This window comes from Metabacillus sp. SLBN-84 (genome assembly GCF_053629595.1).
Genome location: NZ_JBRJIP010000003.1, coordinates 58,247 through 68,576 on the forward strand (window position 1 = coordinate 58,247; position 10,330 = coordinate 68,576).

Sequence of the window (10,330 nt, forward strand, 5' to 3'; positions counted from 1 at the left end):
TACTCAGAGGGCGGGTCAGTTTTCCTGAAAACTGGATCTATGCCCTTTTTTTGTACACTCAGGCAGCCTCTCATCGTGATGAGGGGCCAATGAGTGTCGCAGCAGAGACAGAATAGAAGAGCATGGCTTTTGCGTCTGCGCAGGAGTACAGGTGAGGGAGGCAGCGATGGAAGAGACAATTATTGAAGTGGATCAGGTTACATTTCAGTATCATGAAGACGATGCAAGACCCGCCCTTAACGCTGTTTCGTTAAGTGTGAAAAAAGGCGAATGGCTTGCTGTTGTCGGACATAATGGTTCCGGCAAATCAACCCTTGCCAGAGTCCTCAACGGTCTTATACTGCCGCAGCACGGCCGCGTCGCCGTAAACGGCATTCCATTAAATGAAGACTCGATTTGGGAAGTGCGCAAACAAGTCGGCATGGTGTTTCAAAACCCGGACAACCAATTTGTAGGAACGACCGTTAAAGATGATGTGGCTTTTGGTTTGGAAAACCACGGAGTGCCGCGGGAAGAAATGAAAAAGCGCGTCGAATGGGCTACTCAAAAAGTGAAGATGGAAGCATTTCTCGATCAAGAGCCGCACCATCTTTCAGGAGGCCAAAAGCAGCGCGTGGCCATTGCGGGTGTCATTGCCGTTCAGCCGCAGATCATTATTTTGGACGAAGCTACATCAATGCTTGATCCGCAGGGAAGAAGCGAAGTGATGGAGACAGTGCGCGAGCTTAACAGACAGGGGATCGTAACGGTCATTTCAATTACACATGACCTTGAAGAGGCCGCGAGAGCAGACAGGATTATCGTTATGAATGGCGGAGAAAAATTTGCTGAGGGCTCACCTGAAGAGATTTTCAAACTCGACCGCAAGCTGGTTGAAATAGGACTTGATCTGCCTTTTTCCTATCAGGTCAGCATGAAGCTGAGAGAAGCAGGCATTGCCCTCTCAAAGAACTACTTAGACGAAGAAAGCCTGGTGAATGAACTGTGGACATTACATTCCAAGAGCTAGAGCACAGATATCAGGCTCGTACGCCATTTGAACGTCTAGCGCTGCATGACATTAACCTGGAAATAAAAGACCGCTCGTTTGTTTCGATCATCGGACATACCGGTTCCGGCAAATCAACCATTCTTCAGCATCTGAATGGACTGCTTAAGCCTACAAAAGGTTCTCTTACTGTTGGTGAGCGTAAAATAGAAGCAGGTAAAAAGGTCAAAGATCTGAAACCGGTCCGCAGGTCAGTAGCCATCGTCTTTCAATTTCCGGAGCATCAGCTTTTTGAGGAAACGGTTGAAAAGGACATCATGTTTGGTCCTATGAATTTCGGCGTCCCAGAAGAAGAAGCACGGGAAAAGGCCCGCAATGCTCTCAAGCTGGTCGGGCTTCCGGAAAACGTACTCCAGAAGTCACCGTTTGATTTGAGCGGCGGTCAAATGAGACGGGTGGCTATAGCTGGCGTTCTTGCCATCCAGCCTGAAGTGCTGGTTCTTGATGAACCGACTGCAGGGCTTGATCCGAGCGGAAGGAAAGAGATCATGGATCTTTTCTACTCTCTTCATAAGAGCAGGTCACTTACAACCGTTCTTGTCACACACAGCATGGAGGATGCCGCCCGCTACTCGGACGAAATTGTTGTGATGCATAAAGGCACCGTCCAGATGAAAGGCACGCCTGAAGAGATTTTCAGCCAGTCTGAAGTGCTCGTCTCAGCAGGGCTTGATCTTCCTGAAACCGTAAAGCTTCAAAAGACGATTGAGCAGAAGCTCGGGAAAGAGTGGAAAGGGATCTCACTTTCAATCGATGACCTTGTCAGTATGGTTGTACGCGGGATCAAAGGTGATTCCATATGATGAACAGCATGATTATCGGCAAGTATGTTCCCGGCGCCTCGCTCGTTCACAGAATGGACCCCCGTTCAAAGCTCACGATGATCTTTCTGTTTGTTTTTATCGTGTTTTTTGCCAACAATGCGGTGACGTATGCCATTCTCGGATTGTTTACCTTTTTTATCGTCGGTGCGACAAAACTGCCGCCAAGATTTCTATTGAACGGCTTAAAGCCGATCATATGGATTATCCTTTTTACGTTTATTCTGCATATTCTCGTGACAAAAGAAGGTCCTGTCCTGTTTGAAGCCGGCTTTCTTGCGGTTCACCGGGAGGGAGTGATCCAGGGGATTTATATTTCCCTCAGATTTCTGTTTCTTATCCTGCTTACGACCATCCTTACGCTAACGACAACACCGATTGAAGTAACAGACGGAATGGAAAGCCTGCTGCATCCTTTTAAAAAAATCGGCCTCCCGGTCCACGAACTTGCGCTGATGATGTCGATCTCACTCCGGTTTATTCCTACGCTTATGGAGGAAACGGATAAAATCATGAAAGCGCAGATGGCAAGGGGAGCTGACTTTACAAGCGGACCGATTAAACAAAGAATCAGTGCCATCATTCCGCTGCTTGTGCCGCTGTTTATCAGCGCGTTTAAGAGGGCGGAAGAGCTTGCTGTTGCGATGGAGGCAAGAGGCTACCAGGGAGGCGAAGGAAGAACGAAGCTTCGCGAGCTGACGTGGAGAGCCCTTGATACGATCATACTCGGCCTGCTGATTGCTGTAGGCATTGTTCTATTACTACTGCGTTCATAGGAGTTTACAATGAGGGTAAAATGCACCGTTTCGTATGACGGAACAGGATTCAGCGGATTTCAGATTCAGCCCGGACAGAGGACCGTTCAGGGTGAAATTGAAAAAGGCCTGAAAAAACTGCATAAAGGACAGGAAGTGAAAGTTTTTGCATCAGGCAGAACAGATGCAGGTGTTCATGCCATCGGACAGGTGCTTCATTTTGATACGGAGATCTACATTCCCGAGAGCAGATGGCCGAATGCCTTAAATTCGCTTCTTCCCGGAGATGTGGCCATTCATGCTGTAACATTTACTGATGACGACTTTCATGCAAGGTACCATGTCCGTGCAAAGGAATACCGCTATAAAGTCAGCCGCTCGGAAGTCAGGGACGTGTTCAGCCGCAATTACGCATATCATTATCCATATAAACTTGATTACGTGAAAATGCGGGAAGCGATAAAGTTTCTGATCGGCACCCATGATTTTACAAGCTTCTGTTCAGCTAAAACAGATAAAGAGGACAGAATCAGAACATTATATGATATCGAATTTTACGAAGAAGACGATGTTCTGACATTCCGGTTTGTCGGTGACGGATTCCTCTACAATATGGTCAGAATCCTTGTCGGAACCTTGATAAATGCTGGACGGGGAGTGCTGGATCCTTACCGGATTCCAGACATCCTGAAGGCGCGTGACCGTTCACTGAACGGGAAAACAGCCCCGGGTTCCGGATTATATTTATGGAAAGTTTACTATGACAACTAAACCAGGTGTAACATTATCTTGACAATGTTGCCCGGACGTTATAAACTATCATATGGTATGTATTTCAACCCCACAAATAAGCCCCGGAAGAGTTTATCTGTGTTTTGAAATAGAATGATTAAATTTTAAATGAAAGATATTGGAGGGAAAATCATGCGTACAACATATATGGCGAAAGCAACTGAAGTTGAACGTAAATGGTTCGTGGTAGATGCTGCAGGCAAAACTCTAGGTCGTCTTGCCAGCGAAATTGCATCTGTTCTTCGCGGAAAACACAAACCAACTTATACACCACACGTAGACACTGGTGATCATGTAATTATCATCAATGCAGCACAAATCGAACTGACTGGAAAGAAACTGACTGACAAGATCTACTACCGTCACAGCCAATTCCCAGGCGGACTAAAATCAAGAACTGCTCTTGAAATGCGTACAAACTACTCTGAGAAAATGCTTGAACTAGCAATTCGCGGAATGCTTCCTAAAGGTTCTCTAGGACGTCAAATGTACAAAAAGCTGCATGTATATGCAGGCAACGAGCATCCACACCAAGCACAACAACCTGAAGTTTACGAACTTCGCGGTTAATTATTAAGGAGGTTATTAATTTGGCACAGGTTCAATATTACGGTACTGGCCGTCGTAAAAGCTCAGTAGCGCGTGTTCGTCTCGTTCCAGGCGAAGGCCGTATTGTTATCAACGATCGTGAAGTAAAAGACTATATCCCTTTCGCAGCTCTAATCGAAGACATCAAACAACCGCTTAACTTAACTGAAACAGCTGGAAGCTATGATGTTTTAGTAAATGTTAATGGCGGTGGATTCGCTGGCCAGGCTGGCGCTATCCGTCACGGCATCTCACGTGCACTTTTAGAAGCAGATCCAGAATATCGCGGCACTCTTAAGCGTGCAGGTCTTCTGACTCGTGACGCTCGTATGAAAGAACGTAAAAAATACGGTCTTAAAGGCGCTCGTCGTGCACCTCAGTTCTCAAAACGTTAATTTTTTCTTCAAAAACCACAGCGGTTCTGCTGTGGTTTTTTATTTTCCCCCAAAAAATTCATCACCCGCAGACAATCTTTACCTCGCATGAAACCGGGCCCCGGAAAAACAATAGACTGAGGGGGCATATACATCATGGAAAAGATTACTTCACTTTCAGATAAACGAAGAGAAAAGCAAATAAACTATGAGCGCATTATCCTGAAAGAATTGACACTCACCCAGCTGAAGGCGAAAGCCTATGAGTGTTTCGGTGTCTATATGCATTCAGGATCGATTGATTATTCCGCCATTGAAGAAGGCTGCATCGATTATTCTATAGAAGCCTTCCTGCTCGGTGCCAGCTACAGCAGATTCGGCTATTACGGCGAACCGCAGAAGTCAGTCAGCATGAGGTCAAGCCGGGAGGAAAAAGAGTTAACTGACCAACTATTTGATTACATGCTCATATGGGGAAACCACGGTGATGATTTTAAAAACGAATCGGTTTACTATGCATGTGAGCACTTGATTCATTCATGGTGGTCAGAAGGGTTTGAAAAAGGAGCAAAGAGGCTGAAGCTCAGACTTCATTAAAACGCTATTGCCTAATCATATTTCCTGTTTGTCCGCCATATAGTGGTAAAGGACGGGCAGGAGGGTGGGAAAAATGAAAAACAAGCTGAGATGGTTTGGCTTTGGGGCAGGCTTTATCTTATTGCTTTTATTATTTCAATTTCAATTTAATAACGACAGCTCTTGGAAGTCCTGGAATCTGCCGCTGACAGGAAAGGTTATCTACATAGATCCCGGACACGGCGGGCCGGACGGCGGAGCGGTAGGAACGGAGCATCTGGAAAAAGACATTGCCCTTGCCATTTCAAAGCAGATCAGAGACTACCTGCAGGAACAGGGGGCACTCGTCCTTCTCACACGAGAAAGAGATACAGACCTTGCGGATAAGAGTACGAAGGGCTATTCAAAAAGAAAAGGTGAGGACCTGAGAAAGCGCCTCGAGCTGATTAACGACTCTGAAGCAGATATGTATTTAAGTATTCATCTTAATGCTATTCCATCCAGACAGTGGAGCGGGGCACAAACGTTCTACCATTCCAAAATGGAAGAAAACCAGGTGCTTGCAAAATTTATTCAGGATGAACTAAGGCGCAACCTGGAGAACACTGACCGCAAAGCCAAGCAGATGAATACGATTTACCTGATGAAACACATCGATAAGCCTGGTGCTCTGGTAGAAGTGGGTTTTCTGTCTAATCCCGATGAAGCGCGCCTTCTTGGCACCGATGAATATCAGGATAAAGTGGCGGCTTCTATTTATAACGGCATCCTGCGCTATATGACGAACGAAAAAAATCCTCCTGAGTAGGGATGGATTTTTTTGTTTTCCCTGAATGCCTTAAGCTATAAACCCAGGAGTCCCAATTTTCTTTCAAATTATGATATACTGATGAAAACGAATACAACAAAGGGTGGTTAACATGCTGAATGAGCAAACAGCTCGCAAAATCGTCGGAGAACTAAAAGAACCTTTTTTACATAGAAGCCTTGAAGAACTGAATGCCATAGAAGAAATTTCAGTGAAAGCTGAGAAAAACCATATCAGCATGAAAATCGGTATTGCAAAGACAGGGACGTCTGAGCAGATGCAGCTTCAGCAGGAGATTGTCGCAAAACTTAAAGAAGCAGGCGCAGGCACAGTCGGTCTTCGCTTTACAGAACTTCCCCAGGAAGTAACAGCAAAATATCAGGCGCCTAAACAAGAGGATCCCTCTCTGCTGTCATCAGCCAAGCAGCCTGTCTACATTGCAATTGCCAGCGGTAAAGGCGGCGTCGGAAAATCGACTGTTTCCGTTAATTTAGCTGTGGCTCTTGCCCGTCTCGGCAAAAAAGTCGGACTTATTGATGCGGATATTTACGGATTCAGTGTGCCGGACATGATGGGTATTACGAAACGTCCTGTTGTAAGGGGAGAGAGAATTATTCCGGTTGAGCGTTTTGGCGTCCAGGTCATCTCTATGGGCTTTTTTGTAGAGGATAATGCACCGGTTATCTGGAGAGGGCCGATGCTTGGAAAAATGCTGAATAACTTCTTTCAGGAAGTAGAGTGGGGAGATCTTGACTATCTGCTTTTAGACCTTCCTCCGGGCACCGGAGACGTAGCGCTTGATGTCCATGCAATGCTTCCTTCCTGCAAAGAAATCATTGTAACGACTCCGCATCCTACAGCTGCTTTTGTTGCAGCAAGAGCGGGTGCCATGGCGCTTAGAACTGATCATGAAGTGATTGGTGTCGTTGAAAACATGTCCTATTTTGAAAGCAGAACAACAGGAGAAAAAGAGTATGTCTTCGGCAAAGGCGGAGGAGAAAAGCTTGGACAGGAGCTTAATGTCCCTGTGCTTGGAAATATTCCGCTTCAGCAGCCTGACTGGAACGAAAAGGACTTTGCTCCTTCCATATATGCAGCAGATCATCCTACTGGAGAGATCTACTCATCAATCGCTAAAAAGGTTGCAGAGATTGTGCCTGTAAATGTATAAACAAAAGCGCCAACGTTTTGGCGCTTTGCTAAAGGTATGTGACATTTAGAGCGTAATTGTCCAGCGCCCCGGTACTCCGGCGCAGCGGATCCGGCGGAAAAGTCAAACCCGGACTTTTCAGCCGGGTCCTTTTCTGTCTGTCGGTCCCTGAGCAGGGCGCTTTTCTCTACTGGCCGCCTTGTCCGGATTCTTCGGACTTGCCGCCTTGCCCTGAGTCCTCTCCGCTGCCGCCTGAGCCTCCGCCGCCCTGCTGGTTCGTTTCTTTAGCTGCTTTCAGCAGAGTTTCTTCAAGCTTGGCTTTAAACAGGGGACTTTCAATCGTCTCTGTGATGACCTCCTGAAGGTGTTTGCGGTATTCCTGGCTTTGGAGAACTTTCATCGTCTGTTTCTCCATCTCAGGATTTTCAAGGACGCCAATGAGCATCTTTTGATACTCCGGGTCTTTCATCAGCCCTTTAATAACCTTCTCGTGTTCGGTCTGAAGGCTTTTTGCAAAACTTTCACTGAACTTTGGATCTTCAAATGTTTTTTTCCAGAACTCCTGTCCCTTTTCAGACGTCAGGGTTTTGGAAATGGTGTCAGAGACAACTTTCTGATCCATGATCAGGTTTTGCTTCATATCATCATTTTTAAGGATTTCCTGAATGGCTTTTTTTCCGTCATCGGTTTTTAAAATATCGACAACCATTTTCTTTGTTTCTTCATAATCGAGCTGTCCTGAAGGCTGATCTTTAGGTGCGCAGCTCGCGAGGAAAAAACACATGGCTGTAAGTGTCAGAATTGAGAGCAACCTTCGCTTTTCCATCATGCAAAGCTCCTTTCCATTTAAAGTTGCTTATTTCTAATATGAATGAATCGGCCTGTTTTAATACTGGTAATTAACATAGCTTTTTACAAAAGACACTGGTAAAATTTTTGGAGTAGAATACATATTGGGGGATACAATTGTGAACAGTAGAAATTGGGTTCGGTTATTTTTATCGACTCTGCTTGTCGGCGGCATCACTACGAGTATTACTGGTTTTGCCTTAAGATGGGGAGATTATAAAGAGTTTTTCTTATCGTTTGACATTGTTGAGATTCTCTCCATTTTGCTTTGGCTCGTTGGAGTCGGATTTATTTTCAGCATCATCAGCCAAATGGGATTTTTCGCCTATTTGACGATTCACCGGTTCGGACTTGGAATCTTTCGTACGGCTGCTTTATGGAATGCCATTCAAATTGTCCTGATACTGTTTGTCATCTTTGATCTGGTCTATTTCCGCTATCAGCTGTTTGCAGCAGAAGGTGATTCAGCTGTTCCTTATATCATAGTTGCCTTCTTTTTGCTGTTATTCAGTGCAGCGGTCGCTTATATCAAGATGAAACAGACAAACAAGATGGCTTTCATACCGGCCCTGTTTTTTATGACAGTCGTTACAACGGTCGAATGGGTGCCTGCATTGCGGGTAAATGAAGGTGACTGGCTGTACTTAATGCTGATTCCGCTGCTTCTATGCAATGCCTATCAGCTGCTGCTCTTATCTAAATTATCACAAGCTAAAAAAAGCTAAGCCCTGTTATTCAAGGCTTAGCTTTTTTCATAAGGTTATTTAACTTCCGTTGATTTGGCTGTTCCTCCCGAAATTAAATCCGCTACCGTCACGTTATTCAGGCCTTTTTGTTTCAGCCCTTCAACAATTTGCGGAAGTGCCTTCTGTGTCTGCTTGGCGGAATCAGAGGCATGAAGCAGAATAATATCTCCTCCCTGAACCGCATCATTTACATTTTTCACAATGGTGCTGACACCGGGATTGGTCCAGTCATCTGAATCTACACTATAATGAACGACAGTGTATCCGTATCTTTCGGCAATCGTCAGGATCTCCTGATTGAAGTTACCTGTAGGCGGCCGGAGAAGTTTAATATCTTTCAGTCCGAGTTCGCTGAATACATCCTGCGCCATGAGAATATCACGCCGTATTTCATCTGCCTCAAGCGAGGTGTAGTTTTTATAGGCATATCCCATGCTCCCGACCTGGTGTCCATCCTTTACAATTTGCTTCACTATCTCAGGGTGCCGCTCAGCCCAGGCTGCTGAAAGAAAAAAGGTCGCATTTGTCACACCATTTTTCTTCAGAGTATCAAGAATCGGCTTTGCCTTTTCATCCCCCCAGCTGATGTCAAACGTAAGGGAAACGCTGTTTGCTTTCTCTTCTCCCCTAAAAACAGCCTTTGGCCCGTCTGCTGTTGAGAAAACAGGAAATTGAAGGACATTTTCTATATATAAAATACCGGCAGTAAAGAGAGCGGCAATTACAATGATGAGCAGCTGTTTCACTTTTTTTATATGCAGTACATAGAAATTGTTCATTCTGATCAGCCCCGTCCCTAATGTTCTTGTCTCATATGTATGCCAAGCTGTGAAGAATATGATTAGAAAAATTCAAGTTGTGCCATAATGATAAAACTTACGCATCTTAGAGGAGGATCATATGTCAAAAGGGTTTATCTTCAATGATAAAGAAGCTCAGGAAATGGAGCTGCTGCTTGAACAGGAACTTCAGATCATAAGCAATATTCTTATTGACGACAGTCTCACATTTGTTCAAAAAAGATCACTTCTTGAAAAAAGAGAATTGCTGGGCAACTTATACAAAATCATAAGCGGGAAAATTGATTTTCATTTTATGCAAAATAATTTATAAAACATATTGACCTTGAAGTGGAAATGGTGGTATATTATTCTTCGTCGCTGAGAAACAAATGAATTTTTAAAGTCTTAAAAAACTTCAAAAAATCCTGTTGACACAGTGATGGTCACCATGTTAAATTATATAAGCCGTCACCACTGACGAGCGAAAATGATCTTTGAAAACTAAACAAAACCAAAAGCGCACCAAACGTTTTAAATTTTTTAAGTCAGCAACATTTATGAGTCACAAATTTTCTTCGGAGAGTTTGATCCTGGCTCAGGACGAACGCTGGCGGCGTGCCTAATACATGCAAGTCGAGCGGATCTCTTCGGAGATCAGCGGCGGACGGGTGAGTAACACGTGGGCAACCTGCCTGTAAGACTGGGATAACTCCGGGAAACCGGAGCTAATACCGGATACTATGTCAAACCGCATGGTTTGACATTCAAAGACGGTTTCGGCTGTCACTTACAGATGGGCCCGCGGCGCATTAGCTAGTTGGTGAGGTAACGGCTCACCAAGGCAACGATGCGTAGCCGACCTGAGAGGGTGATCGGCCACACTGGGACTGAGACACGGCCCAGACTCCTACGGGAGGCAGCAGTAGGGAATCTTCCGCAATGGACGAAAGTCTGACGGAGCAACGCCGCGTGAGTGATGAAGGTTTTCGGATCGTAAAACTCTGTTGTCAGGGAAGAACAAGTGCCGGAGTAACTGCCGGT

The 10,330-nt window shown here is 45.2% G+C and carries 13 protein-coding genes and 1 rRNA gene; 12 read left to right on the forward strand and 2 right to left on the reverse strand.

Translation table 11 applies throughout. The features are described 5' to 3' along the window. Positions 1-166 precede the first annotated feature (166 nt). The 9 genes from RKD52_RS20600 to RKD52_RS20640 all read left to right on the forward strand — a co-directional run bounded on the left by RKD52_RS20600 (position 167) and on the right by RKD52_RS20640 (position 6,933). Positions 167-1,009 (forward strand): energy-coupling factor ABC transporter ATP-binding protein, encoded by an 843-nt coding sequence (locus RKD52_RS20600; RefSeq protein WP_369735982.1) that lies wholly within the window; start codon positions 167-169, stop codon positions 1,007-1,009. Beyond that, the gene (locus RKD52_RS20605) at positions 985-1,851 is read left to right on the forward strand and encodes an energy-coupling factor ABC transporter ATP-binding protein (RefSeq protein ID WP_454101310.1); all 867 of its coding nucleotides are present in this window, start codon (positions 985-987) and stop codon (positions 1,849-1,851) included. The genes RKD52_RS20600 and RKD52_RS20605 overlap by 25 nt, the downstream gene beginning before the upstream one ends. Beyond that, complete coding sequence (locus RKD52_RS20610; RefSeq protein ID WP_454101311.1) at positions 1,848-2,645, forward strand: energy-coupling factor transporter transmembrane component T family protein; 798 nt, start codon at positions 1,848-1,850, stop codon at positions 2,643-2,645. The genes RKD52_RS20605 and RKD52_RS20610 overlap by 4 nt, the downstream gene beginning before the upstream one ends. A gap of 9 nt (positions 2,646-2,654) precedes the next feature. Further along, positions 2,655-3,395, forward strand: a complete 741-nt coding sequence (gene truA / locus RKD52_RS20615) for a tRNA pseudouridine(38-40) synthase TruA (protein WP_454101312.1) — start codon at positions 2,655-2,657, stop codon at positions 3,393-3,395. A 153-nt stretch (positions 3,396-3,548) separates the two neighbouring features. Continuing rightward, complete coding sequence (rplM, locus tag RKD52_RS20620) at positions 3,549-3,986, forward strand: 50S ribosomal protein L13 (protein ID WP_454101313.1); 438 nt, start codon at positions 3,549-3,551, stop codon at positions 3,984-3,986. Positions 3,987-4,006: 20 nt separating this feature from the next. Beyond that, on the forward strand, positions 4,007-4,399 hold the full coding sequence (gene rpsI / locus RKD52_RS20625; protein ID WP_454101314.1) for a 30S ribosomal protein S9: 393 nt from the start codon (positions 4,007-4,009) through the stop codon (positions 4,397-4,399). 135 nt (positions 4,400-4,534) lie between these two features. Next, the gene (locus tag RKD52_RS20630; RefSeq protein ID WP_029566217.1) at positions 4,535-4,975 is read left to right on the forward strand and encodes a DUF2521 family protein; all 441 of its coding nucleotides are present in this window, start codon (positions 4,535-4,537) and stop codon (positions 4,973-4,975) included. A 73-nt stretch (positions 4,976-5,048) separates the two neighbouring features. Beyond that, the gene (gene cwlD / locus RKD52_RS20635; protein WP_454101315.1) at positions 5,049-5,762 is read left to right on the forward strand and encodes an N-acetylmuramoyl-L-alanine amidase CwlD; all 714 of its coding nucleotides are present in this window, start codon (positions 5,049-5,051) and stop codon (positions 5,760-5,762) included. Positions 5,763-5,874: 112 nt separating this feature from the next. Further along, positions 5,875-6,933 carry a P-loop NTPase gene (locus RKD52_RS20640; protein WP_454101316.1) on the forward strand — a complete coding sequence of 353 codons (1,059 nt, stop codon included), beginning with the start codon at positions 5,875-5,877 and terminating at the stop codon, positions 6,931-6,933. Between the two features lie 166 nt (positions 6,934-7,099). Here RKD52_RS20640 and gerD read toward each other — a convergent pair whose 3' ends face one another. Further along, positions 7,100-7,741, reverse strand: coding sequence for a spore germination lipoprotein GerD (gene gerD / locus RKD52_RS20645; protein WP_454101317.1), 642 nt, complete (start codon positions 7,739-7,741; stop codon positions 7,100-7,102). A 139-nt stretch (positions 7,742-7,880) separates the two neighbouring features. Here gerD and RKD52_RS20650 point away from each other — a divergent pair, with 139 nt between their 5' ends. Next, on the forward strand, positions 7,881-8,486 hold the full coding sequence (locus tag RKD52_RS20650) for a KinB-signaling pathway activation protein (protein WP_454101318.1): 606 nt from the start codon (positions 7,881-7,883) through the stop codon (positions 8,484-8,486). 35 nt (positions 8,487-8,521) lie between these two features. Here the strand turns inward: RKD52_RS20650 and pdaB are convergent, their stop codons facing one another. Continuing rightward, positions 8,522-9,286, reverse strand: coding sequence for a polysaccharide deacetylase family sporulation protein PdaB (gene pdaB, locus RKD52_RS20655; protein ID WP_029282748.1), 765 nt, complete (start codon positions 9,284-9,286; stop codon positions 8,522-8,524). Positions 9,287-9,407: 121 nt separating this feature from the next. On the opposite strand from pdaB, the gene RKD52_RS20660 reads away from it, so the two are divergent. Then, positions 9,408-9,620, forward strand: a complete 213-nt coding sequence (locus tag RKD52_RS20660) for a hypothetical protein (RefSeq protein WP_454101319.1) — start codon at positions 9,408-9,410, stop codon at positions 9,618-9,620. A gap of 241 nt (positions 9,621-9,861) precedes the next feature. Further along, positions 9,862-10,330: ribosomal RNA gene (locus tag RKD52_RS20665) — 16S ribosomal RNA — on the forward strand; the annotation flags it as partial.

Bases quoted from the DNA above. Each gene is read 5' to 3' on its own strand.
- RKD52_RS20600 (WP_369735982.1), top strand. From the start codon at position 167: ATGGAAGAGACAATTATTGAAGTGGATCAGGTTACATTTCAGTATCAT.
- RKD52_RS20610 (WP_454101311.1), top strand. From the start codon at position 1,848: ATGATGAACAGCATGATTATCGGCAAGTATGTTCCCGGCGCCTCGCTC.
- truA (WP_454101312.1), top strand. From the start codon at position 2,655: ATGAGGGTAAAATGCACCGTTTCGTATGACGGAACAGGATTCAGCGGA.
- rplM (WP_454101313.1), top strand. From the start codon at position 3,549: ATGCGTACAACATATATGGCGAAAGCAACTGAAGTTGAACGTAAATGG.
- RKD52_RS20630 (WP_029566217.1), top strand. From the start codon at position 4,535: ATGGAAAAGATTACTTCACTTTCAGATAAACGAAGAGAAAAGCAAATA.
- cwlD (WP_454101315.1), top strand. From the start codon at position 5,049: ATGAAAAACAAGCTGAGATGGTTTGGCTTTGGGGCAGGCTTTATCTTA.
- RKD52_RS20640 (WP_454101316.1), top strand. From the start codon at position 5,875: ATGCTGAATGAGCAAACAGCTCGCAAAATCGTCGGAGAACTAAAAGAA.
- gerD (WP_454101317.1), bottom strand. From the start codon at position 7,741: ATGATGGAAAAGCGAAGGTTGCTCTCAATTCTGACACTTACAGCCATG.
- pdaB (WP_029282748.1), bottom strand. From the start codon at position 9,286: ATGAACAATTTCTATGTACTGCATATAAAAAAAGTGAAACAGCTGCTC.
- RKD52_RS20660 (WP_454101319.1), top strand. From the start codon at position 9,408: ATGTCAAAAGGGTTTATCTTCAATGATAAAGAAGCTCAGGAAATGGAG.